Here is a 21,989-nt window from a genome sequence, read left to right on the forward strand (position 1 = left end):
GATGGCACATGGACAGCGTATCGTCGCGATCATCGTCGCCGCGGGAACCGGCGTGCGCGCCGGGGGCGCGGTTCCCAAGCAATATGCACGCATCGGCGGACGACCGATGATCGCCTATTCGTATGACGCATTCGCCGCGCATCCGGCGATCGTCGAGACGATCGTCGTGGTGGCCGACGGACAGCAGGACATGGCGGTCGACGCACTCGGGGGCGATGCGACGATCGTCGTCGGCGGTGCGACGCGGCGCGAGTCGGTCGCAAACGGCGTCGCAGCGGTCGGCGCGGCGACGCATGTGCTGATCCACGATGCGGCGCGCCCGTTCCTGTCTGCCGCGGTCATCGATTCGCTCGTCGTCGCCCTGAAGACCAGGGATGCGGCCATCCCCGTTCTCCCGGTGACCGATACGCTCGCGCGCGGCAGCGTCCTGCTCGGCGACATCGTGCCGCGCGCGGACCTCAACCGCGTCCAGACTCCCCAGGCTTTCGCGGTCGAGGGGCTGCGCGCCGCCCATGCCGTCTGGCCCGCGGACGAAGAGGCGACCGACGACGCGCAGATGGTGCGACGGCTTGGCGTCGGCGTCGCGTTGGTGCAGGGCTCGGCGATGCTCGAGAAAGTCACCCACCCCGAAGATTTCGCGGCCGCCGAAGCGCGCGTCGCCGCCAAGACCTCGTACGAGACCCGCACCGCGATGGGCTTCGACGTCCACCGGCTCGAAACCGGCGAAGAGCTCTGGCTCGGCGGCGTCCTGATCCCGCACGACAAGGGGCTGTCGGGGCATAGCGATGCGGACGTCGCGCTCCACGCGCTGACCGACGCGCTGCTCGGCACGATCGCGGCGGGCGATATCGGCACGCATTTCCCGCCGAGCGACCCGCAGTGGAAGGGGGCAGACTCCGCGCAGTTCCTCCAGCACGCCGCCAAGCTGATCGCCGACAAGCATGGCCGAATCGATTTCGTCGACCTCACGATCATGTGCGAGGCGCCCAAGATCGGCCCGCACCGCGCGGCGATGACCGCGCGGATCGCCGATCTGCTCGGGCTCACGCTCGACCGTGTCAGCGTCAAGGCGACGACCACCGAGCGGCTCGGCTTCACGGGCCGCGGCGAGGGAATCGCGGCGCAAGCAGTCGCGACCGTCCGCGTTCCCGGTGCGCCCGCATGAAGATCATCGCCGCACTCGTCGCGACAGCGCTTCTCGCGAGCCCGGCGGTGGCGCAACCGCGTTGCCTGACCGGCGCGGAGGCCGAATCGCTGACGCTGGTCGCGATGCCCGACATTCTCCGCGAGACAGGACGCGTCTGTGCGGCGCAGTTACCCGCGGCCAGCCTGATCCGGCGCCAGTCGAGCACGCTGATCGGACGGTACGAGACCGAAGCCGAGCGCGCATGGCCGGCGGCGCGCGCGGCGATCGTCAAGCTGAGCGACCCGGCGGTCGACGCGTTGCTCGATTCGGACTTCGCCCGCCCCCTGCTGACGACGTTGCTTGTGCCGCAGATCGTCGGGCGGATCGCGCTGCGCGATTGCGCGACGATCGACCGTCTCGTCGCGCTGCTCGACCCGCTGCCCCCGCGCAATACCGCCGGCATCGTCGTCGAGACGCTGCGCTACCTCAAATCGCAAAAGACGCGTGGGGGTGCTATCTCGGTCGCTTCGCTGCCCCTGTGCCCGGTGGAGACTCGCTGATGGATACCATCCTTCCCGCCGAACTGGTCGACGCCGCGCGGAAAGTCATCGAACAGAACCGGGCGATCGGGCGCCGCGTCGCGGTTGCCGAAAGCTGCACCGGCGGGCTGGTCGCCGCGGCGCTGACCGAGATCCCCGGCTCGTCGGATGTGTTCGAGGTCGGCTTCGTCACCTATTCGAACGCCGCGAAGCTCGGCGTACTCAAGATCAGCTCGGATGTGCTGGAGACATTCGGCGCAGTGTCGATCGCGGTCGCCTGGAGCATGGCGCAGGCCGCACTCAAGCAATCGGGCGCGGACATCGCCGTCGCGATCACCGGCGTTGCCGGTCCGGGTGGCGGATCGCTCAAGAAGCCGGTCGGTACGGTCGTGTTCGGCCGCGCGGAAAAGGGCGGCGATCCGTCCGACGTCCATGCCGACCGCAAAGACTTTGGCGATCTGGGACGCGGCGGAATCCGGCTTCAGGCGGCGTTGTGGGCGCTCGAACTCTTGCTGCCCGACGCGTCGGCGCCGTAAAGTTCGGCGGCGCGCGTTTCGAACGCGCCGATCATCTTGCGCAGTGCGGCACCAAAGACCTGCCCGGCGATCATCTCGAACATCCGGTTCTTGAACGCGAAGTCGACGGTGAAATCGACCGCGCAGCCCTGCGGCTCGGGCCGGAAATGCCACTCGTTGCGCAGATACTTGAGCGGACCGTCGACATAATCGACGGTGAGTTCGCTCGGCCGGACCTTCTCGACGCGCGAGGTGAACGTCTCGCGCAGGCCCTTGAAGCCGACGATCATATCCGCAAGCGTCTCGGTCTCGCTGTTCGAGCGCACCCGCATCGCGCTGACCCAGGGCAGGAACTCGGCGTAGCGGCCGACATCGGCAACCAGGTCGAACATCTGCTCAGGCGTGTACGGCAAATGACGCGTTTCCGAATGCTTGGGCATCAGATGCGCACAACGCCCAGCTTGGCATCACGGTTGGCACGCAACTGCTCGAAATCATCACCCGCGTGATAGCTCGACCGCGTCAGCGGCGACGATGCGACCAGCAGGAAGCCCTTGGCGCGCGCGATCGAGGCATAGGCGTCGAACGCCTTGGGCGGCACGAACTCGGCAACCTTCGCATGGCGCGGGGTCGGCTGGAGATACTGGCCCATCGTCAGGAAATCGATGTCGGCGCAGCGCATATCGTCCATCACCTGATGGATCTCCAGACGCTCCTCGCCGAGCCCGAGCATCACGCCCGACTTGGTGAAGATCGACGGATCATGGCGCTTCACGCTCTCCAGCAGCCGCAACGACGCATAATAGCGCGCGCCCGGGCGGATCGTCGGATAGAGCCGCGGCACCGTCTCGAGATTGTGGTTGTAGACGTCGGGACGCGCCTCGACGATCGACTCGATCGCCGCCTGCGCCTTGTTGCGAAAATCGGGCGTCAGGATCTCGATCGTCGTGGTCGGGTTCGACGCGCGGATCGCCTGGATAACCTTCACGAACTGCGAGGCGCCGCCATCGGGCAGATCGTCACGATCGACCGAGGTGATGACGATATGGTTCAGGCCCATCTGCGCGGCCGCATCGGCCACGTTCTGCGGCTCCATCGCGTCGACCGCGCGCGGCATGCCCGTCTTCACGTTGCAGAACGCGCACGCCCGCGTGCAGGTGTCGCCGAGGATCATGACGGTCGCATGCTTCTTCGACCAGCATTCGCCGATGTTCGGGCACGCTGCCTCTTCGCACACCGTCGTGAGGCTTTTGGAGCGCATCAGCTCGCGGGTTTTTGCAAAGCCAGCGGAGGTCGGCGCCTTGACGCGGATCCAGTCGGGCTTGCGCGCACGAACCGGCGCAGCCATCGGGGTCATGTCGTTCATGGACGCCAGATAGCCCCGCCCTGCCCTTGAGACAATGGCGGCCGATCGCCTCGGCGGCTTGGAATCACCGTTCGGCGCGGATAAAACCTTCCCCGGGAACCAGTTCCAACATGACAGGTTTGTCATGTTGCAATGCAACCATCGACGAAAGGCTAACCGTGCCCACTCATTTTCCGGAAATGATCGAAGGCTATCATCGCTTCAAGGACGGCCCCTGGGAGGCGCAGCGCGAGCGCTGGAAGGAACTGCAGGAAGGCCAGAGCCCGAAGGTGATGATCATCGCGTGTTCCGACAGCCGCGTCGAACCCGCGCAGATCTTCGACACGCTCCCCGGTGAGGTGTTCGTCGTCCGCAACGTCGCCAATCTGGTCCCGCCCTACGAAACTGGTGGCGGCCATCACGGCGTGTCGGCGGCCATCGAGTTCGCCGTTACGCAGCTGAAGGTCGAAGAGATCGTCGTGATGGGCCATGAGAAGTGCGGCGGCTGCAAGGCCGCGCTGACGCAGGCTTTTGCCGACGCGGACCATGGCGCCGGCGGCTTCGTGTCCGACTGGGTGAGCTTGCTCGACGGCGCGCGTGAGAAGGTCATCGCCAAGTTTGGCGACAGCGACCAGGCGGGCCGTGAGATGGAACTCGAGTCCGTTCGCACCTCGATCGCCAATCTGCGCACCTTCCCGTTCGTCAGAAGGGCCGAGGCCGCCGGCACGCTGGCGCTCCGCGGCGCCTATTTCGGCATCGACAAGGGCCAGATGCTGCTGCTCAACGCGGACGACGAGTTCATCCAGGCCGATGCACCAGAGGCCAAATCCGCGAAAGCGTAACGGGTCAGCGAAGGCCTAACGCCTTCTTCGCCACCTTCTCGACCTTCGGGTCGAGTGGTGGCGGAACCATCGACACACTCGCTTCAAGGCGGTCCGCGATCAGCGTCAGCGCTGCGATTCGGGCCGCCTTCTTGTCGTTACCGTCGATCACCGACCATGGCGCGGTCGCGGTATCGGTGCGCGCGAACATCTCCGCCATCGCCTCCAGATAGTCACCGCGCTTCGACCGGTTGTGATAATCGTCGAGTCCGGTCTTCCAATGCTTCCACGGATCGTCGAGCCGTGCCTTGAGCCGTCGGTCCTGCTCCTTCTGCGTGGTATGGACGAACAGCTTGATCAGCGTCGTGCCGCTCTCGACCTGCTGCGCCTCGAACGCGTTGATCTCGTCATAGCCGTGGTGCCATTCGGCATCGCTCGCAAACCCTTCGACGCGCTCGACGAGCACGCGACCGTACCAGCTGCGATCGAACACCGCGATATGGCCGTTGGCGGGCAACCGGTTCCAGAAGCGCCAGAGGAAATGATGCGCTTTCTCGTCGGCGGTCGGCGCGGCGATCGGCCAGACCTTGTAGTTGCGCGGGTCCCATTCGGCCGACAGCCGCTGGATGATCCCGCCCTTGCCCGCCGCGTCCCAGCCCTCGAACATGACGATCGCGCGCGTACCCCCGACGATGTGCGCGACCTGGATATGCTCGAGACGCTCCTGAAGTTTGGCGAGGTCGCGCTTGTATTTGCCGTCGTAGGCGTCGCCACTTTCGTAATCGGCCAGATGGATCGTCATGCATCTCTCTCCGTCGCTGTGGCAATATGAACGTTCCAGGGGCCACGACGACGCAAGACGAACCAATAATAGGCGATCGAGAGCAGGATTTCGGCCGCGGTCATGATCAGGCCGGGGCGGCCCTCCTCCAGATCGAACCAGCTTGTCCAACAGACATAGCCGAGCGCGAGCAGCGTCACCACGGGCGCAAGCGGGTAGAGCGGCATCTGGTAAGGCGCATGCGCGGTCTTGCCAGAGCGTCTGCCGACCATCGCTGCGACGCAGATTCCCGCATAGATCGCGACGAGGCCGGTGCCGCTGAGCACGAGCAGCAGCGGAAGCGGTAGGAAGCATGCCACGATCCCGAACCCGCCGACCAGCAGCGTGCCGACCCAGGGGGATCCGAAGCGAGGGTGGACCTGCACCAACCACCGGTCGATCGGGCGCCCCCACGATCCGTCACGTGCAGTCCCATAGAAGAACCGTGCGCAGGCCAGAATGCACGCGATCACCGCGTTGACGATCGCGACGACGACGCCGATCGAGATCCAGTCGGCCATCGCCGAGCCGCTACGGAGGACGACGATGAGCCCGAACGGGTCGCTGGCGGAGAGCGTGGCGTGGAGGTCCGGTGCGCCGACGAGAAGCGCGACGATCGGGATACCCTCGAACAGCAGAGTCAACGCGAGCGACGCCATGATCGCGCGCGCGATCAGCCGGGGGGCGTCGAGCATCTCTTCACCGAAATACACCGCCGCGCCATAGCCGTTGAGCGCGAAGATCGCGATCGAGGTGGCGAGTCCGATCGAGGCGGCGGACGCGGGGACGAGCGCGCCGGCTTGCGGCATCACCGGGTGGAGCAAGAGGTCGCCGAACGGGCGCACGGCATCGGCGAATCCGAGCCAGACGACCGCGCCGATCGCGAGCATCTCGACCAGCAGGAAGAGCCCCGTCAGCCAGGCGTTGACGCGGATCTGAAGGATCGCGACCAGCGTCGATCCCGCGACCACCGCGACGGCGATGGGAATTTGCGGCAGGCCTGGGACGAGCGTGCCGAGCACCGCGCTGACCCCCAGCCCGGCGACCGGCGGGAAGAGCAGGTTGTTGAAGACGTTTACGCCGAGCATCGCGAAGCCCGCCATCGGCCCGAGCGTCTGCGCGACCGCGACATACTCGCCGCCTGCGACCGGCCACGCGGACGAGAGTTCGGCATAGACGAAGGCGGTGGCGACGCACACGAGCCCGGCGAGCAGCGTCGCCCAGACCGCGCCGGTGCCCGCGACCTGAAGCATCCCGGGGACGATGACGAACACCGACGAGGCCGGCGTCGCGACGGAGAGCGTGAGGAACAGGACGCCGATGACGCCGAGGCTGCGGACGAGACTGCGGCCGGGGATCGGCGCCGGTGTCATCTGATCGTCGCGCATGCCATCCCCTTATCGTGCACGGGTATTTGCATGGTTAACGGGGTTGGAGGAAGTTCATTTGCTCCCCTCGCCCTTCCGGGGAGAGGGAGGGGCCCGCCCGCACTTGCGGGTGGGAGGGTGAGGGGCGGTTCATTTGCGCCAACCTCCCCTCACCCTCCCGTCGCCAAGAGGCTCCTCCTTCCCTCTCCCCGTAGGGGCGAGGGACGGTCGGATCAGCCGGCGTTCGGCGCGACCACCTTGGCCGGATCCTTCGGACCATCGACCGTCAGGCGGATGTTGAGCTCCTTCAGCTGCTTGGCGCTGACCGGGCTCGGCGCGCCCATCATCAGATCCTCGGCCTTCTGGTTCATCGGGAACAGCACGACCTCGCGGATGTTCGGCTCGCCCGCGAGCAGCATGACCATGCGGTCGATCCCCGGTGCCGAGCCGCCATGCGGCGGCGCGCCGACCTTGAACGCGTTGATCATGCCCGCAAAGTTCGTGTCGACATCGGCCTGCGTGTAGCCGGCGATCTCGAACGCCTTGTACATGATCTCGGGCCGGTGGTTCCGGATCGCGCCCGACGACAGTTCGACGCCGTTGCAGACGATGTCGTACTGGTACGCCAGGATATCGAGCGGATCCTTGTTCTCGAGCGCGTCCATCTCGCCCTGCGGCATCGAGAACGGGTTGTGGCTGAAGTCGACCTTCTTGGCGTCCTCGTCATATTCGAACATCGGGAAGTCGACGATCCAGCAGAATTCGAAGCGGTTCTCGTCGATCAGGCCGAGGTCGGCGCCGATCCGCGCACGCGCGGCGCCGGCGAGTTTGGCGGCGGCGAGCTCCTTGCCGGCGGCGAAGAAGATGCCGTCGTTGGGGCCGAGGCCCATCTCGGCGATCAGTTTCCGGGTTGCTTCCTCGCCGTGGTTCTTGGCGATCGGGCCGCCGAGTTCGCCGTTCTTCTGCGTGATGTAGCCGAGGCCGGCATGACCTTCGGCGCGGGCCCAGTCGTTCATGTCGGTGAAGAACTTGCGGCTCTTCTCGGCCGTGTTTGGCGCGGGGATCGCGCGGACCACGTCACCGCCGGCGACGATGCCCGCGAACAGGCCGAAGCCCGAATCGACGAAGTGATGGCCGACGTCGTGGATGAGGATCGGGTTGCGCAGATCGGGCTTGTCGCTGCCGTATTTCAGCATCGATTCGCGGTAGGGGATGCGCTTGAAGGGAAGTGCGGAGACCTGGCGTCCCTTGCCCTGCCAGTCGGCGAACTCCTCGAACACGCCGTGCAGGACGGGCTCGATCGCGTTGAACACGTCGTCCTGCGTGACGAAGCTCATCTCGAAATCGAGCTGGTAGAACTCACCCGGCGAACGATCGGCGCGCGCGTCTTCGTCGCGGAAGCAGGGGGCGATCTGGAAATAACGGTCGAAGCCCGCCACCATCAGCAGCTGCTTGAACATCTGCGGCGCCTGCGGCAGCGCGTAGAACTTGCCCGGATGCACGCGGCTCGGCACCAGATAGTCGCGCGCGCCCTCTGGCGACGACGCGGTCAGGATCGGCGTCTGGAATTCGGTGAAGCCCTGATCGTTCATCCGGTTGCGCAGCGAGGTGATGACCTTCGAGCGCAGCATGATGTTCGCGTGGAGCCGTTCGCGACGCAGATCGAGATAGCGATAGCGCAGGCGGATATCCTCGGGATACTCGGCCTCGCCCGCGACCGGCATCGGCAGTTCGCCCGCCATCGACTGGACCGTCGCGGCGGTCGCGCGGACTTCGATCCCGCCGGTCGGCAGGTTCGGGTTCACCGCCTCGGGTGCGCGTGCGGTGACCTTGCCGGTGATCGTGACGACGCTCTCGCTCTTCAGGCCTTCGATGACCTTGAAGACGGGGCCGCTGACGTCGGTGACGATCTGCGTGATGCCGTAATGATCGCGCAGATCGATGAAGACGAGGTCGCCATGATCGCGCTTCTTGTGGACCCAGCCCGACACGCGGACCTCCTCGCCGACCTGTTCGGGGCGGAGGGCGGCGCAGTTATGGGTGCGATAGGCGTGCATGATGGGTCTTCTCGGACGATAAACAGGTGTCTCGCGCTTCCCTTCCTCACCCGCCTTTGTCAACCCGGACGACCCTCGCTATGGAAACGCCATGCATATCCACCCGCTTATCTCCGACAGTGCCACGCTCGCCAATCTCTGCGCGCGCATGGCCGACGCCGACTATGTGTGCGTCGACACCGAATTCATGCGCGAAAGCACCTATTACCCGGAGCTCTGCCTGATCCAGATCGCCGACGACAAGGAAGCCGCCGCGATCGACCCGATGGCGCCGGGGATCGACCTGAAGCCGTTGCTCGACCTGCTCGTCGAGAATCACGACGTACTCAAGGTCGTCCATGCCGGCGGGCAGGATATCGAGATCGTCTACAACCTCACGGGCAAGACGCCCTTCCCGCTGTTCGATACGCAGGTCGCGGCGATGGCGCTCGGTCAGGGCGAACAGATCGGTTATTCGAACCTCGTCGACAGCTGGCTCGGCATCGCAGTCGACAAGGGCGCGCGCTTCACCGACTGGGCGCGCCGCCCACTCGACGCGCGGCAGATCGAATATGCGATCGGCGACGTGACGCATCTGTCGAAGATCTTTCCTAAGATGCTCGAACGCCTCCGCAAGACGGGGCGCGGCGTGTGGCTCGACCAGGAGATGGAGCGGCTCGGCGATACCGCCAATTATGCGAACGATCCCGATCTGGCTTGGAAGCGCGTGCGGATTTCGGGGCGCAAGCCTGAGGTGCTCGGGCGACTGAAGGCACTCGCGCGCTGGCGTGAACTGGAGGCGCAGGCGAAGGACCTGCCGCGCGGGCGGATCGTCAAGGACGAGACGCTCGGCGACATGGCAGGCCATCCGCCCAAGAAGCAGGCCGATCTCGCCCGGGTCCGCGGCTTGTCGGCGAGCTGGGCGGGGAACGACATTGGGGGCCGGCTGATGGCGGCGATCGAGGGCGCGCAACCGCTCGGCGAGGACGAACTGCCGCCGCGCGACGATCGCAAGCCGGGGCTCGGCAAGGAGGGGTCACTGGTCGCGGATCTTCTCAAGCTGCTGCTGAAGATCCGCTCGCGAGATATTGATGTCGCGTCGAAATTGCTCGCGCGGACCGATGAGCTGGAGGCGCTTGCCGCTGGCGTGCGCGTCGGGTTGCCGATGCTCGAAGGCTGGCGGTTCGACCAGTTCGGCCGCGACGCGCTCGATCTGGTCGAAGGCCGACTGGCGTTTGCGGTGATCGGCGGTAAGCTCAAGATGACGCGTACGGAGGATGCCGCATGAAGATCGTTCTGGTTGTCGCCCTGCTGGCGTCTGCGGCGTGCACGCCGGTCGAGATGCGTGGCGAGGCGCCCGCTGCGGCCCCCACCCAATCCGCGTGCAATGCAGACTCGCTGGGCGATCTTGTCGGCAAGCGCGCGAGCGATGCGCGGGCGGACGTGATGCAAACGCGGTCGGGCGCACGGACGCTGCGCTGGATCGCGCCGAACACCGCGACGACGAAGGATTTCCGCGTCGACCGGCTGAACGTCTATGTCGATGCCAAGGGCCGGATCGAACGCTTTACCTGCGCTTGAGGGCGCGCTCCTGAATCCTCCCCCGCCAGGGGGGGTGGCGACGGAGGCGACGGAGGGGGAGGCACGCAACGGCCGTTCCTCCTCCCGCCCCCTCCGTCAGGCTGACGCCTGCCACCTCCCCCTGGCGGGGGAGGATTCGCGAGGGCGTCGCTACCCTATCGTCAGCAGCGCCTTGCGGCCGAGCGCGGTGGCCAGCGCGTTGTGGCGACGTTCGACGGCCTCGCCGTACAGCCCCTTGTCCGCGGGACGCAGCTTCAGCGTCAGCGTGACGCCGTCATCGGTAAGCTGCGAGCGCTGGAGCGGACCCGCGAGCCCGCCGCTCATCCGCTGGCCAAGTCTCATCGCAAGTCCCCACGCCGTCGCACTTTTTATCGCCGCGGGCGACGCCAGTCGGCCGACCGGATCGGCCGCTGCGAGATCGCCGCCGAGACTCGCATAGAGCGCTTGGGCCAGCATGCCCCGGCCGGGCGCGTCGATCGCGACCCAGTTCCCGTGCAGTGCGACCTCGACGCCGCGTTCGGCGCGGAACTCCGGATTGGCGCGCCAGCCGACATCGGCGAGCAGGCAGGCGGTGTGCCGTATCCGCGCCATCGCCGCCGGCTCGCCGACGAACAGCGGTGCGATCCAGCGATCGAGCAGATCGCCATGCTCGGGAAACCGGCCGAGCAGCCGCCCCTCTTCGCGCGCAGCGACGATCAGCGGATCTAGCGTGCGGTCTGTGCGGTTCAGATCTTCGTAGAGCAGACCCTCACGCAAGCCGTAGGCGGAGACGATCGTCGTCCGGCTGCCGAGTTGCCGCATCAGCACGCCCAGCAGGGCCGCGGCGTCGGCAAGCGTTGCCGACCGGCCCGATGATAACCCCGGAATGGCCTTCAACCGCGGCTTGGAAAGCTGCGGAATCGTGCGGCTGAGACGCGTGATCGTTGCGGCGGTCATCGAATATTGATGGATGATCGGCAGCGGATAGTCCGACAGCTCCATGTCGAGACGCGCCAGCGCCCGCCACGATCCACCAACGAGATACAGCGGAAGCCCCTGCCCGCGCGCGGCCCAGCCCGCTTCGCGGATCAGGCGGGCGACGAGCCGTTCAAGCACTTTGCCGCGTTTGGCGCGGATCGGACCGATGCGCAGGACTCCGAGCGGAAACGAGACGCGATCCTCGATCCTGCCGTGGCGGACGCGGACGAGTTCCAGGCTGCCGCCGCCGAGATCGCCGACGATGCCGTCCGCATCGGGGATCGCCGAGAGCACACCGTACCCCGCCGCGCTCGCCTCCTGCTCGCCCGACAACGTCTCGACGGTGAGGCCGAGTTGTTCTGCGGCTGCAATGAGTTCGCCGCCGTTCTTCGCATCGCGTACCGCCGCCGTCGCGACCGTACGGAGCGTCGAGCATTCCATCTCGCGCGCTACGGCCGCGAACCGGGCCAGGGCGATCCGCGCTGTCTTTAGCGCGGACTTCTCGATCGATCCGGTCGCAGCCAGTCCTCGACCGAGCCCCGCCAGCACCTTTTCGTTGAACCGGATCGCAGGAAGCCGCGGCGGCCCCTGATACACGACCAGGCGGATCGAGTTCGAGCCGATGTCGATGATCCCCGTGCGCGGGTGATCATCGGTTTCGGCCTTGGGCGGCGCGTTGCCGAACAGGCGGTGTGCGACGCTCATCGTTTCCGACGGAGCGACAGGGTCGGCACGGCATTGCTGGTCGCAAGCGAGGCACCACGGCCGGAGAGCGACGGATTGGTCATGAAATACCGATGCAGGTTGAAGGGGCGGTCGCCGGGATCGACGCGATTATACTCGCCATCGGGTTGCAGTTCCCAGCTCTGCTCGTTGTCGATCAGGTTCGCGACCATCACCTGGTCGAGGATCTGGTCGTGGACGGTCGGGTTGAGGATCGGCAGCATGTATTCGACGCGACGATCGAAGTTGCGCGGCATCCAGTCGGCCGACGAGATGAACAGCTTGGCGCCGTCATTGGGCAGCGCCTTGCCGTTGCCGAACGCCCAGATCCGGCTGTGCTCAAGGAAGCGGCCGATCACCGATTTGACGCGGATCGTCTCGGAGAGGCCGGGCACGCCGGGACGCAGGCAGCAGATGCCGCGGATGATCAGGTCGATCTCGACCCCTGCCCCGCTCGCCTCGTACAGCTTCTCGATCACCGCGGGGTCGACCAGCGAGTTCATCTTGGCCCAGACGCCCGCAGGCTTGCCGGCGCGCGCATTGGCGATCTCGACGTCGATCAGGTTCATCAGGTTCTGGCGCAGGTCGCGCGGCGAGAGGCTGACCCGCGCCATGTCGGTCGGTTCGACATAGCCGGTGATGTAGTTGAACATTTGCGCCGCATCGCGCCCCACCGCCGCGTCGGCGGTGAAGAAGCTGAGGTCGGTATAGATCTTGGCGGTAACGGGGTGATAATTGCCCGTGCCGAAATGGCAGTAGGTGCGGAACGCGGAGCCTTCGCGGCGGACGACCAGCGACACCTTCGCGTGCGTCTTCCAGTCGATGAAGCCGTACACCACCTGCACGCCCGCACGCTCCAGCGCGGAGGCCCAGACCATGTTCTGCTCCTCGTCGAAGCGCGCCTTCAGCTCGACGACCGCGGTGACCGACTTGCCGGCTTCGGCGGCAGTGATGAGTGCGTTGATGACCGCGGGCTGCTTGCCGGCGCGGTAGAGCGTCTGCTTGATCGCGACGACGTCGGGATCGTTCGCCGCCTGTTTCAGGAAGGCGAGCACCACCTCGAACGTCTCGTACGGATGGTGGACGACGATATCCTTGGCCTTGATCGCCGCAAAGCAATCGCCGCCGAACTCGCGGATCCGCTCGGGGAAGCGCGGCGTGAAGGGCGGGAATTTGAGGTCGGGACGATCCTCGTCGACCAGCCCGTCGAGATCGACGATGCCGAGCAGGTTGCCGCTCTCGGTGATGATCGCATCCGCGCCGCCGAGTTCGTCCTTGAGAACGGCCGCGAGCACGTCGGGAATCCCCGTCTCGAGTTCCAGGCGGATCACGCGGCCGCGGCGGCGGCGCTTGATCGCGTTGGCAAAGTAGCGGACGAGGTCTTCGGCCTCCTCCTCGATCTCCATGTCGCTGTCGCGCAGCACGCGGAAGCTCGCCGCGGCGAGGACCTCGTAGCCGGGGAACAGGACTGGCGCGAAGCGCTTGAGCAGCGTCTCGATCGCGATGTAGCGCGCGGGCTCGCCGGGCAGGCGGACGAAGCGCGTCATCGTGTGCGGCAGCATCACCAGTTCGCGCACCGGCTCGTTATCCGAGATCCGGACGAGGTCGAAGATGACCGACAGTCCGCGGTTCGGGATGAACGGGAACGGATGCGCGGGGTCGAGCGCCTGCGGCGTCAGGATCGGAAAAATCTGATCGCGGAAATGTGTTTCGAGCCACTCGTCGGCCTCGCCTTCGATCGCCTCGCGGCGCAGGACGAACAGCCCGGCCTCGTCGAGGAGCACGCGCAGGTCGCCCCATACCGCCTGCTGGCTTGCCATCAGCGCATCGGCCTCGCGGACGATCCCGGTCAGCTGCTGGCCCGCGGTGAGCCCGTCTGCAGAGCGGCGATCGACGTCCTGCGTCTGCTGGCCCTTCAGGCCGGCGACGCGGACCATGAAGAACTCGTCGAGGTTCGAGCCCGAGATCGACAGGAAGCGAAGCCGCTCGAGCAGCGGATGCGCGGGGTTGCACGCCTCCTCCAGCACGCGACGGTTAAACGCCAGCCAGGAGAGCTCGCGATTGAAGAACCGGTCGTTCGGCTCTGCGCCGATGGGATCGTCGTCGTCTTCCGCTTGGCGGACGATATGCGCTGGACGGTTCATCGGTCCTCTTGGGGTCTTATGGTGACGTAAAGAGCGGCAGATCCAGGGCAAGCTGTGGTCGCAGGATCAGCCCGGCCTCGGTGAGTGTGGTTCGTGCCAGAGGAATGGACAAGCGCTTGCGACGTTCCATTGCCTCCTGATCCAGCGCATCGACGGTTCGCGTTACGGTAATATGACTACGCTCAATTCGGGTGGCGAGCCAGTCGATCAGATCGGGCCGCGCATCGAGGCTCCGCCGCTCGAACAGATGCGCGAGCAGCAGCCGCATGAGTTCGTCGTCGGGCGCGCCGATCGCCGCGATCGGGCTTGCCGCCAGACGCGAGCGGAGATCGGGGAGCTTTACCTTCCATTCGGGCGGGGCTGCGTCGGCGACGATCAGCAGCGGCCGGTGCTCCTCCTGCGCGCGATTCCAGGCGTGGAACAGCTGCGCCTCGGGCACGCGCTCGGCATCGTCGATGATCGTGCCGCCGCTCTTCGCCGCGAAGATGCGCGCGAGCAGGCTGCGGCCCGATTTGCGCGGACCGGTGAGGATGGCGGTCATGACGGGCCACGTCGCGGTATGCTCCAGCGTGTGGACGGCCCGCGCGTTGGAGGGGGTAACCAGGAAGGCGTCGTCGCGAGGGTCCGCCGGCCAACCGAGTGGCAGCGCGATTTGAGTCATCTTGGTCGCGCTCACCCTGTCGTCACGGTATCCGCAGGAAGATCCGGCGGAAGAAGTTGGGAAACCCGGCGAATCCGGATCGTCTGGCCAGATCCGAAGACCTGATAGCCGCGCGCTTCGAGTGCGGTCTTGAGCGCCGCCGGATCGCCGTCATAGGCGACGCGCATCAACGACACGCCACCGAGCGCGAGGCTCGTCGTCGCGGCCGAGCGGACGCCGGGGATTGCGCGAAGGGCTGCCTCCGTCGAGGACACCGCGGTCGCGGCCGGCGTGTCGAACTGGACGATGACCGAAATCCCCTCACCGCCGGTCAGTACCGCAGTGTTGGCGTCTGCGGTCTCGTCGGTCGGCAGGTCCTCGATCACCGCCGCCTCGGGGGCCGGTGGTGGCGACAGGCTATAGTCGACGCGCAGCGACCCGTTGCGCCGCGCCTGCTGGTACAGGTCGTCGATCCGCTTCACGCCGGTATCGAGCAGTTGCGCGATGCCATCCGACGTGCCGACACGCAGCGTGAAGCTGCCAATCAGGTCGTTGTCGGGGCCGTGGCGCGCTTCGAACACACCGATCACCGGACCGCCGGGCCATTGGCGATAGAGCTTCACGACCGGCATCAGCACGTCGCTCGCGCCATATTGGTCGAGGATCGTCCGCCACCAGCCGCGCCCGGGGCGCTGCGTCTGGCCGACGTTGAGCAGGAGCGCGTCGGGACCGGAGCCCGACGGGCGGACGTAATCGATGCTGCTGTTGCCGGTGCGATAGCGCGCCCAGGCCTGCTGCCACTGCGTGCTTTGCTCGAACGCCTGGCCGACGCCGCCCGACCACTGGATCGGGATGACCAGCATCGGCTGCGAACGATCGGCATAGGTCGATATGCCGAGGATCGATCCGGCGCGGGTGCGGTCGAACAGCACGCCGAGCTTGGCGATATAGCGGTCCGGGCCGATCTGTTCGTTCTCGACGACGATGCCGGACACGAGCGAATCGAGCGTGCCATCGGAGACGAGGCCACCACCGCCACCCAACCGGTTCGACAATTGCACCCATGCCTTGCGCTGGGCGAGCCGCCATCCGGCATAACGCGCGGCGTCGGCGGTCTTGCCGGCGACGTCGACCGTGACGCCGCTCACCTCATAGGCGCTGCCGCTGTCGACCGGCGCGGCGCCGCGGCTGCCGCCCTCGATCTGCGCAAGCACGGCTCCACCGCTCAACAAGAGGGCGGCGCCAGCAAGCGCTGTGGGAAGGGCACGAATACGGATCACGCGGGCCTTTTGGCGAAGCAGACGTGGAAATCCAAGCGCGATGTGGCTAGCAGCACCGATCATGACCGATACGCCAGACTCCGCCACCCCCGCTTCGGGCCCTTACACCCCCACTTCGGGCCCTTATACTTACGCCCAGGCTGGCGTTTCGATCGCCGCGGGTAACGCGCTGGTGCGCGCGATCGCGCCGCTCGCGCGCTCGACGCGGCGACCGGGGGCGGACGCCGACCTCGGCGGGTTCGGCGGCATGTTCGACCTGAAGGCGGCGGGGTTTGTCGATCCGCTGCTGGTGGCGGCGAACGATGGCGTCGGCACCAAGCTGAAGCTGGCGATCGAATGGGACCGGCATGAAGGCGTCGGCGTCGACCTGGTCGCGATGTGCGTCAACGACCTGATCGTGCAGGGTGCCGAGCCGCTGTTTTTCCTCGATTATTACGCCAGCGGCAAGCTCGATGCGACGGTCGCCGAGCGCGTCGTCGCTTCGATCGCCGAGGGCTGCAAGACCGCCGGCTGCGCGCTGATCGGTGGCGAGACCGCCGAGATGCCGGGCATGTATGCGGACGGCGATTATGATCTGGCGGGCTTCTGCGTCGGCGCGGTCGAGCGGACGAACGTGCTGACCGGGCGTGAGATCGCGGCGGGCGACGTCATGCTCGGGCTCGCCTCGTCGGGGGTGCATTCGAACGGTTTCTCGCTGGTTCGTGGGCTGGCGACGGACCGCGGGTGGAAGCTCGATCGTCCGGCGTTGTTCGATCAGGACCGGTTGCTGATCGATCATTTGATGGCGCCGACTCGCATCTATGTCGCCAGCCTGCTGCCATTGCTGCGCGAGCGGCGGATCAAGGGGCTGGCGCACATCACGGGCGGCGGCCTGCTCGAGAACATTCCGCGCGTGCTGCCCGAGGGCGTGCATGCGGTGGTCGATGCGGATGCGTGGGAGCAGTCGCGGCTGATGGCGTTCCTGCAGGCGCAGGGCGCGATCGAGCCGGAGGAGATGGCGCGCACGTTCAACTGCGGGATCGGCATGGTCGTGATCGTCAGCGCCGACGAGGCCGAGGCGGTGACCGCCGCGCTCGAAGCTGCGAACGAGACGGTGTTCACGATCGGGTCGATCGAAGCCGGCGCGCATGGCTGCACCGTGCGCGGCTCGGCCGGTACGTGGAGCGCACGCGAAAACTGGACCGCTACGCATGGCTGACAAGACGCGCGTCGGCGTGCTCATCTCCGGGCGCGGATCGAACATGATGGCGCTGGTCGAAGCGTCGCGCGCGGCCGACTGCCCCTATGCGATCGCGCTGGTCGCCTCGGACAAACCCGATGCGGCCGGACTCGAATGGGCGAGGGCGCAGGGGCTGGCGACGTTCGCGCTGTCGCCCAATGGGCTCGGCAAGCCCGCCTACGAGGCGGCGATCGATGCGGCGCTGCGCGAGGCTGGCGTCGAGGTGATCGCGCTGGCGGGCTATATGCGGTTGCTGTCCGACGGCTTCGTCGCCGCGTGGCGCGATCGGATCGTCAATATCCATCCGTCGCTGCTCCCCGAGTACAAGGGGCTCGATACGCACGCGCGGGCGATCGCGGCGGGCGATGCGGTAGGCGGCTGCTCGGTGCATGTCGTGACCGAGGAACTGGATGGCGGAGTCGTGCTGGGCCAAGCGGAGGTCCCGATCCTTGCTGGCGACGATGCGGATACGCTTGCGGAGCGCGTGCTGGCGGCCGAACATGCATTGTACCCTAAGATCTTGGCGGAGTTCGTGACGCGATGACCGATATGTCCCCCCTCGACCGCGTCCGCGCGGCTGCGCTCGCGCTGCCCGAGACCGAGGAAACCGTCTCGCACGGCCAGCCGACCTTCTTCGTCGCGGGCAAGCAGTTCGCGCAGTTCCGCGCCGACCATCACGGCGATGGGCTGACTATGGTATGCGTGAAGACCGGTGGCAGCGACGAACAGGCGATGCTGATCGAGGCAAACCCCGCGGTCTATTCGAGCCCCGCCTATCTTGGCGCGTCCGGCTGGGTCGGCATGACGCTCACCGGCGATCCCGACTGGGCGCTGGTCGAGGACCGGATCGCGCGGAGTTGGGAACTGGCGGCCCCTGCCCGCCTGCTCGAAGCCGGCGGACGATGAGCAGCGAGACTCCGACCGAGCGCCGCGAAGCCGCCGCCACGCGCCGGCGCTGGGTGACGCTGGCCGAGGTCGTCGCGGTGGCGGGTGTCTTGATCGCGGCGCTGACGCTGTGGACGAACTGGTCCGAACATCGCGCCGCCGAGGCCGACAAGATCGCGGCACAGTCGAGCGAAGCACGCGAGCGGACGAAGATCGATCTCTCGGCGATCGTGCAGGATGGCGGCGACACTCTGTTGCTGAAGGATGCGCGGCACGATCTTCAGGATGTGACGATCACCTTCCCGCGCGCGCTCGGCGTATCGCCGCAGCGGCCGCCGGCGGAACCGGTCATCGAAAAATCGTGGTTCTTGAAACCGCTTCTGAAGCTAACCGATGGTGGCGCTGACAATCGATCAGGACGCTTGCCGGTTCTCGTCAGCCTCCACTATTTCGATGGCGACACGACCCGCTCGGCGAGCGGGATCTACGACGTGATCTGGAAAACCGAAGCCGGGTCGATACCCTTTGCGGGTCGGTCATTGAAGCTCGAAGGTTTGCGCGTTCGCCAGCGCGGTGGCGATCAGGCCAAGATCGACGCGATCTGGGCGCGGGAGAAGCCGGCGGTTTGATCGATCACCCTCCTGTGGGACCACCCCGGCGAAGGCCGGGGCCCAATAGGGGGACGATGCCAACGGAGTACGGCGCGCCGTCACGACGGCCTTGCCAATTGGCCCCCGGCCTTCGCCGGGGTGGTGGTAGTTGCGCCGGACTGCGTGTCATCTGAGCAGCTCAAACCGAGCGCGCGTAGACCGGGTCTTCGTGGAGCGTGGTGCCGACCGTGAACTGGCGCGCGCCAATCACCGCGAACCCGTGACGGTCGTAGAAGGCGCGAGCGCGCGTGTTGCCTTCCCACACGCCGAGCAGGACTCGGTTGCGGCCGGCGGCAGCGGCAGCCTCCAGCGCCTGCGTCATCAGCGCGGCGCCGAGGCCGGTGCCGTGCGCCTGCTTCATCAGGTAGATGCGGCGGAGTTCGATATCGGCGGGGCCGATCGGAACCGGAAAGTCCGGCGCGGTCAGCACGGTGTAGCCGATCGGCGCGTGGCCGGGCTCCTGCTCCGCGATGGTGACGATCGTCGCGGGATCGTCGAGCCACGCCTCGAACGTGGCGATGTTGTTCTTCGTCGTGCAGTGGGCGACGATGTCGGCCCCGGTCAGCACGGTCGCATAGGTATCGAGAAACGTGGCGGATGCGACGAGCGACAGCGCGGGCGCATCGCCCGGGTTTGCGCGTCGCATCCGCCAGGTCATCAGCCGACGATTTCTTCGGGCTTGAAGAAGTAGGCGATCTCGATTTCGGCATTCTCGTCCGAATCCGACCCATGTACCGAGTTCGCCTCGATCGACTCGGCCAGTTCCTTGCGGATCGTGCCGGGCTCCGCGTTGGCGGGGTTGGTGGCGCCCATGATGTCGCGGTTGCGCTGCATCGCGTTCTCGCCTTCGAGAACCTGGACCACGACCGGGCCCGAGATCATGAACGAGACGAGCTCGCCGAAGAACGGACGCTCCTTGTGGACCGCATAGAAGCCCTCGGCCTGCTCGCGGGTCATCTGGATGCGCTTCGAAGCGACGACGCGCAGGCCGGCTTCCTCGAGCATCTTGGTGACCGCACCGGTCAGGTTGCGGCGGGTTGCGTCGGGCTTGATGATCGAAAAGGTACGGTTCGCGGCCATGATGGTCACGGGCTCCTGTGTTGACGGTAATAGGATGCGCGGCGCTTAGGCGCGGATCGGTCCTAAAGCAACCTATGCGGCCTGTTCCCACTTCCCGGACTCGGACTGCTTCCAGTAGCGGCGCTCGACTCCGTCGCGGTCGGCGAGGGCTTTCCAGGCGAGGCGGGCCTCGCGGATCGCGTCGTCGTCGAAGAAGTGGAACGCGCGGTCGAAGGTTAGGGCATCGTCGCGCCATTGGCCGTCGACGATCGCGACGTTGCGCGCGGCGTTGGCGGGCGTGATGTCGGCGGCGATGAGGATCGGCTGGACGGAGTCGTCGCCAGCACCCGCCTGCGCATGCGGGAGGAAGCTTTCGGGCGCATAGGACCAGAGCAGCCGGTCGAGCGTGGTACGCTGCGCCTCGGGTTCGGCGACGATCAGCAGGCGTCCGCCGCTTGAAACGACGCGCTCGGCAATCCGCGGGAGGACCCGGTCGAGCGGGCTGGTGAGGTGGTAGAAATCGACCTGCATACGCCCCCCCTTAGCATTCCTCCCCCGCCAGGGGGAGGTGGCGCGGTGCAACCGCGACGGAGGGGGAGGATACGCAACGCCTGCTCCGTGTCCTCCCCCTCCGTCAGCCTATGGCTGCCACCTTCCCCTGGCGGGGGAGGATCGGAAGGTCAGCTCTCGAAATTGTCCGCGACGAATTGGTCGAGAAGACGCACGCCGTAGCCGGTCGCGCCCTTGTCGTGGTTCGTGCCCGGCTTGTCCGACCAGACCATGCCGGCGATGTCGAGATGCGCCCACTTCACGCCTTCGTCGACGAAGCGCTTGATGAACTGCGCCGCGGTGATCGAACCGGCGCCGCGCGGGCCGACGTTCTTCATGTCGGCGATTGGCGAGTCGATCAGCTTGTCATAGGCGGGCGACAGCGGAAAGCGCCAGAGCGTGTCGCCGGTGGCCTTGCCCGCCGCGATCAGCTGATCGGCGAGTGCGTCGTCATTGGCGAAGATGCCGCCATTCTCGGTCCCGAGCGCGACGATCATCGCGCCGGTCAGCGTGGCGAGATCGACGATCGTCGTCGGCTTGTGCGCCTGCTGCACCCAGGTGACGCAGTCGCAGAGCACGAGGCGCCCCTCGGCGTCGGTGTTGAGCACCTCGATCGTCTGGCCCGACATCGAGGTGATGACGTCGCTCGGGCGCAGCGCGGCGCCGTCGGGCATGTTCTCGACCAGGCCCATCACGCCGACGACGTTGGCCTTGGCCTTCCGCGAGGCGATCGCCTTCATCGCGCCCGCGACCGCGCCGGCACCGCCCATGTCCCACTTCATGTCTTCCATGCCCGCGCCGGGCTTGATCGAGATGCCGCCCGAATCGAACGTCACGCCCTTGCCGACGAACGCGAGCGTCGGCGCATCGGCGCCTGCCCCGTTCCACTTGAGCGCGAGGATGCGCGCCTCACGCCGCGAACCCTGGCTGACGCCGAGCAGCGAGCCCATGCCGAGCTCGGTCATCTGCGCCTCGTCGAGCACGGTGATCTCGAGCCCGAGCCCCTCGACCTCCTTGGTCACCTTCTCGACGAAGCTCTCGGGATACACGACGTTCGGCGGCGACGTGACGAGCCAGCGCGTCAGGTCGAGACCACCGGTAACCGCGGCCTGCTCGGCCCAGGCGGCATCGGTGCCCTCGGGTGCGCCGACGATGGTGATCTCGGTCAGCGTCGGCTTCGACTTGTCGGCGAGCTTGGTGCGGTACGTATCGTACCGCCATGCACGCTGCACGGCAGCGGCAGCGAGGCGCGCGGCGACTTCTGCGGTCGGCGTAGCGCCGGCAGACAGGTCCACCGTGACGGCGGTCGCCCCCGACGTCAGCAGGCGTGCGGTGATCGCCCCCCCGGCCTTCTCCCAGTCGGCATTCTCCCCGGCGCCCACGCCGACGAGCAGAACCTGGCGAACCGCGCTGTCGACCGGCACGAACAGCTCGACGACCGAGCCCGCTTCGCCTGCGAAGCGCGCCGCACCGGCTGCGCGCGTCGCGATCGCCTCGACATCGCCACCGATCGCGCTCCACGTCACCTGCGATACGCCGTCCTTCGCGACCGGGATGGCGAGGATTGGTGCATTGGTGGGGACGGTGGAGGCGAAGACGATCTGCATGAAGAACCCTCGGGAAGCGTTTGAACGGATATAGCCCTTAAGTTGATGACGCGGGGCCGGCAAAGCAAGGTGGCCCCGGTATATGGTCGGTCAACGCACGGTGATTGCAGCGAAGCCCCGGTGATG

23 protein-coding genes are annotated in these 21,989 nt (G+C 66.8%); 10 read left to right on the plus strand and 13 right to left on the minus strand.

The window, feature by feature from the left end; translation table 11 throughout:
- The first annotated feature begins 1 nt into the window (after position 1).
- The 3 genes from ASF00_RS06445 to ASF00_RS06455 are packed head-to-tail and all read left to right on the plus strand — an operon-like array spanning position 2 to position 2,201.
- Positions 2 to 1,165, plus strand: coding sequence for a bifunctional 2-C-methyl-D-erythritol 4-phosphate cytidylyltransferase/2-C-methyl-D-erythritol 2,4-cyclodiphosphate synthase (locus tag ASF00_RS06445; protein WP_055875992.1), 1,164 nt, complete (start codon positions 2 to 4; stop codon positions 1,163 to 1,165).
- Entirely contained in the window at positions 1,162 to 1,686 is a 525-nt protein-coding gene (locus tag ASF00_RS06450) for a hypothetical protein (protein ID WP_055875994.1), read from the plus strand. The genes ASF00_RS06445 and ASF00_RS06450 overlap by 4 nt, the downstream gene beginning before the upstream one ends.
- On the plus strand, positions 1,686 to 2,201 hold the full coding sequence (locus tag ASF00_RS06455; protein WP_055875997.1) for a CinA family protein: 516 nt from the start codon (positions 1,686 to 1,688) through the stop codon (positions 2,199 to 2,201). Before ASF00_RS06450 ends, ASF00_RS06455 begins: the two co-directional genes overlap by 1 nt.
- Here the strand turns inward: ASF00_RS06455 and ASF00_RS06460 are convergent.
- Entirely contained in the window at positions 2,147 to 2,620 is a 474-nt protein-coding gene (locus tag ASF00_RS06460) for a type II toxin-antitoxin system RatA family toxin (protein ID WP_055876000.1), read from the minus strand. The two genes, ASF00_RS06455 and ASF00_RS06460, sit on opposite strands and share 55 nt — an antisense overlap.
- Positions 2,620 to 3,546, minus strand: a complete 927-nt coding sequence (gene lipA / locus ASF00_RS06465; RefSeq protein ID WP_055876003.1) for a lipoyl synthase — start codon at positions 3,544 to 3,546, stop codon at positions 2,620 to 2,622. Before lipA ends, ASF00_RS06460 begins: the two co-directional genes overlap by 1 nt.
- Before the next feature lie 179 nt (positions 3,547 to 3,725).
- On the opposite strand from lipA, the gene ASF00_RS06470 reads away from it, so the two are divergent.
- Positions 3,726 to 4,367, plus strand: coding sequence for a carbonic anhydrase (locus ASF00_RS06470; protein WP_235525688.1), 642 nt, complete (start codon positions 3,726 to 3,728; stop codon positions 4,365 to 4,367).
- A 4-nt stretch (positions 4,368 to 4,371) separates the two neighbouring features.
- Here the strand turns inward: ASF00_RS06470 and ASF00_RS06475 are convergent, their stop codons facing one another.
- From ASF00_RS06475 to aspS, 3 genes are all read right to left on the minus strand, one after another.
- Positions 4,372 to 5,148 (minus strand): polyphosphate kinase 2 family protein, encoded by a 777-nt coding sequence (locus ASF00_RS06475; protein ID WP_055876009.1) that lies wholly within the window; start codon positions 5,146 to 5,148, stop codon positions 4,372 to 4,374.
- The gene (locus ASF00_RS06480) at positions 5,145 to 6,554 is read right to left on the minus strand and encodes an APC family permease (protein WP_235525652.1); all 1,410 of its coding nucleotides are present in this window, start codon (positions 6,552 to 6,554) and stop codon (positions 5,145 to 5,147) included. Before ASF00_RS06480 ends, ASF00_RS06475 begins: the two co-directional genes overlap by 4 nt.
- Before the next feature lie 212 nt (positions 6,555 to 6,766).
- A complete protein-coding gene (aspS, locus tag ASF00_RS06485; protein WP_200910487.1) occupies positions 6,767 to 8,590 on the minus strand; it encodes an aspartate--tRNA ligase in 1,824 nt (607 codons plus the stop codon).
- Positions 8,591 to 8,681: 91 nt separating this feature from the next.
- Here aspS and rnd point away from each other — a divergent pair, with 91 nt between their 5' ends.
- Entirely contained in the window at positions 8,682 to 9,857 is a 1,176-nt protein-coding gene (gene rnd, locus ASF00_RS06490) for a ribonuclease D (protein ID WP_055876012.1), read from the plus strand.
- Positions 9,854 to 10,150 (plus strand): I78 family peptidase inhibitor, encoded by a 297-nt coding sequence (locus tag ASF00_RS06495; protein WP_055876015.1) that lies wholly within the window; start codon positions 9,854 to 9,856, stop codon positions 10,148 to 10,150. Before rnd ends, ASF00_RS06495 begins: the two co-directional genes overlap by 4 nt.
- Before the next feature lie 150 nt (positions 10,151 to 10,300).
- Here ASF00_RS06495 and ASF00_RS06500 read toward each other — a convergent pair whose 3' ends face one another.
- Genes ASF00_RS06500 through ASF00_RS06515 form a run of 4 tightly spaced genes read right to left on the minus strand, consistent with a single transcriptional unit; the run spans position 10,301 to position 15,891 of the window.
- A complete protein-coding gene (locus ASF00_RS06500; protein WP_055876018.1) occupies positions 10,301 to 11,812 on the minus strand; it encodes a Ppx/GppA family phosphatase in 1,512 nt (503 codons plus the stop codon).
- Positions 11,809 to 13,974, minus strand: coding sequence for an RNA degradosome polyphosphate kinase (locus ASF00_RS06505; RefSeq protein WP_055876021.1), 2,166 nt, complete (start codon positions 13,972 to 13,974; stop codon positions 11,809 to 11,811). Before ASF00_RS06505 ends, ASF00_RS06500 begins: the two co-directional genes overlap by 4 nt.
- Positions 13,975 to 13,990: 16 nt before the next feature.
- Positions 13,991 to 14,635 (minus strand): HdaA/DnaA family protein, encoded by a 645-nt coding sequence (locus ASF00_RS06510; protein WP_055877090.1) that lies wholly within the window; start codon positions 14,633 to 14,635, stop codon positions 13,991 to 13,993.
- Between the two features lie 11 nt (positions 14,636 to 14,646).
- Entirely contained in the window at positions 14,647 to 15,891 is a 1,245-nt protein-coding gene (locus ASF00_RS06515) for a heavy-metal-associated domain-containing protein (RefSeq protein ID WP_055877093.1), read from the minus strand.
- A 64-nt stretch (positions 15,892 to 15,955) separates the two neighbouring features.
- On the opposite strand from ASF00_RS06515, the gene purM reads away from it, so the two are divergent.
- Genes purM through ASF00_RS06535 form a run of 4 tightly spaced genes read left to right on the plus strand, consistent with a single transcriptional unit; the run spans position 15,956 to position 18,627 of the window.
- Positions 15,956 to 17,092 carry a phosphoribosylformylglycinamidine cyclo-ligase gene (purM, locus tag ASF00_RS06520; protein WP_082463260.1) on the plus strand — a complete coding sequence of 379 codons (1,137 nt, stop codon included), beginning with the start codon at positions 15,956 to 15,958 and terminating at the stop codon, positions 17,090 to 17,092.
- Entirely contained in the window at positions 17,085 to 17,657 is a 573-nt protein-coding gene (purN, locus tag ASF00_RS06525; protein ID WP_055876024.1) for a phosphoribosylglycinamide formyltransferase, read from the plus strand. Before purM ends, purN begins: the two co-directional genes overlap by 8 nt.
- Positions 17,654 to 18,019: an MmcQ/YjbR family DNA-binding protein gene (locus ASF00_RS06530; RefSeq protein ID WP_235525653.1), complete on the plus strand. Its 366-nt coding sequence runs from the start codon at positions 17,654 to 17,656 to the stop codon at positions 18,017 to 18,019. Before purN ends, ASF00_RS06530 begins: the two co-directional genes overlap by 4 nt.
- Positions 18,016 to 18,627 (plus strand): hypothetical protein, encoded by a 612-nt coding sequence (locus tag ASF00_RS06535; RefSeq protein ID WP_055876026.1) that lies wholly within the window; start codon positions 18,016 to 18,018, stop codon positions 18,625 to 18,627. Before ASF00_RS06530 ends, ASF00_RS06535 begins: the two co-directional genes overlap by 4 nt.
- 160 nt (positions 18,628 to 18,787) lie before the next feature.
- Here the strand turns inward: ASF00_RS06535 and ASF00_RS06540 are convergent, their stop codons facing one another.
- The 4 genes from ASF00_RS06540 to ASF00_RS06555 form a co-directional block, all read right to left on the minus strand.
- Positions 18,788 to 19,306: a GNAT family N-acetyltransferase gene (locus tag ASF00_RS06540; protein WP_055876028.1), complete on the minus strand. Its 519-nt coding sequence runs from the start codon at positions 19,304 to 19,306 to the stop codon at positions 18,788 to 18,790.
- Complete coding sequence (ndk, locus tag ASF00_RS06545; RefSeq protein WP_031393391.1) at positions 19,306 to 19,728, minus strand: nucleoside-diphosphate kinase; 423 nt, start codon at positions 19,726 to 19,728, stop codon at positions 19,306 to 19,308. The genes ASF00_RS06540 and ndk overlap by 1 nt, the downstream gene beginning before the upstream one ends.
- Positions 19,729 to 19,800: 72 nt before the next feature.
- Entirely contained in the window at positions 19,801 to 20,238 is a 438-nt protein-coding gene (locus ASF00_RS06550) for a DNA polymerase III subunit chi (protein ID WP_055876030.1), read from the minus strand.
- Between the two features lie 149 nt (positions 20,239 to 20,387).
- Complete coding sequence (locus tag ASF00_RS06555) at positions 20,388 to 21,863, minus strand: leucyl aminopeptidase (protein WP_055876033.1); 1,476 nt, start codon at positions 21,861 to 21,863, stop codon at positions 20,388 to 20,390.
- Between the last annotated feature and the right edge of the window lie 126 nt (positions 21,864 to 21,989).

This window comes from Sphingomonas sp. Leaf34, from assembly GCF_001421805.1.
GTDB lineage: Bacteria > Pseudomonadota > Alphaproteobacteria > Sphingomonadales > Sphingomonadaceae > Sphingomonas.

Bases quoted from the DNA above. Each gene is read 5' to 3' on its own strand.
- ASF00_RS06445 (WP_055875992.1), top strand. From the start codon at position 2: ATGGCACATGGACAGCGTATCGTCGCGATCATCGTCGCCGCGGGAACC.
- ASF00_RS06450 (WP_055875994.1), top strand. From the start codon at position 1,162: ATGAAGATCATCGCCGCACTCGTCGCGACAGCGCTTCTCGCGAGCCCG.
- ASF00_RS06455 (WP_055875997.1), top strand. From the start codon at position 1,686: ATGGATACCATCCTTCCCGCCGAACTGGTCGACGCCGCGCGGAAAGTC.
- ASF00_RS06460 (WP_055876000.1), bottom strand. From the start codon at position 2,620: ATGCCCAAGCATTCGGAAACGCGTCATTTGCCGTACACGCCTGAGCAG.
- lipA (WP_055876003.1), bottom strand. From the start codon at position 3,546: ATGAACGACATGACCCCGATGGCTGCGCCGGTTCGTGCGCGCAAGCCC.
- ASF00_RS06470 (WP_235525688.1), top strand. From the start codon at position 3,726: ATGATCGAAGGCTATCATCGCTTCAAGGACGGCCCCTGGGAGGCGCAG.
- ASF00_RS06475 (WP_055876009.1), bottom strand. From the start codon at position 5,148: ATGACGATCCATCTGGCCGATTACGAAAGTGGCGACGCCTACGACGGC.
- ASF00_RS06480 (WP_235525652.1), bottom strand. From the start codon at position 6,554: ATGCGCGACGATCAGATGACACCGGCGCCGATCCCCGGCCGCAGTCTC.
- aspS (WP_200910487.1), bottom strand. From the start codon at position 8,590: ATGCACGCCTATCGCACCCATAACTGCGCCGCCCTCCGCCCCGAACAG.
- rnd (WP_055876012.1), top strand. From the start codon at position 8,682: ATGCATATCCACCCGCTTATCTCCGACAGTGCCACGCTCGCCAATCTC.
- ASF00_RS06495 (WP_055876015.1), top strand. From the start codon at position 9,854: ATGAAGATCGTTCTGGTTGTCGCCCTGCTGGCGTCTGCGGCGTGCACG.
- ASF00_RS06500 (WP_055876018.1), bottom strand. From the start codon at position 11,812: ATGAGCGTCGCACACCGCCTGTTCGGCAACGCGCCGCCCAAGGCCGAA.
- ASF00_RS06505 (WP_055876021.1), bottom strand. From the start codon at position 13,974: ATGAACCGTCCAGCGCATATCGTCCGCCAAGCGGAAGACGACGACGAT.
- ASF00_RS06510 (WP_055877090.1), bottom strand. From the start codon at position 14,635: ATGACTCAAATCGCGCTGCCACTCGGTTGGCCGGCGGACCCTCGCGAC.
- purM (WP_082463260.1), top strand. From the start codon at position 15,956: ATGACCGATACGCCAGACTCCGCCACCCCCGCTTCGGGCCCTTACACC.
- purN (WP_055876024.1), top strand. From the start codon at position 17,085: ATGGCTGACAAGACGCGCGTCGGCGTGCTCATCTCCGGGCGCGGATCG.
- ASF00_RS06530 (WP_235525653.1), top strand. From the start codon at position 17,654: ATGACCGATATGTCCCCCCTCGACCGCGTCCGCGCGGCTGCGCTCGCG.
- ASF00_RS06535 (WP_055876026.1), top strand. From the start codon at position 18,016: ATGAGCAGCGAGACTCCGACCGAGCGCCGCGAAGCCGCCGCCACGCGC.
- ASF00_RS06540 (WP_055876028.1), bottom strand. From the start codon at position 19,306: ATGACCTGGCGGATGCGACGCGCAAACCCGGGCGATGCGCCCGCGCTG.
- ndk (WP_031393391.1), bottom strand. From the start codon at position 19,728: ATGGCCGCGAACCGTACCTTTTCGATCATCAAGCCCGACGCAACCCGC.
- ASF00_RS06550 (WP_055876030.1), bottom strand. From the start codon at position 20,238: ATGCAGGTCGATTTCTACCACCTCACCAGCCCGCTCGACCGGGTCCTC.
- ASF00_RS06555 (WP_055876033.1), bottom strand. From the start codon at position 21,863: ATGCAGATCGTCTTCGCCTCCACCGTCCCCACCAATGCACCAATCCTC.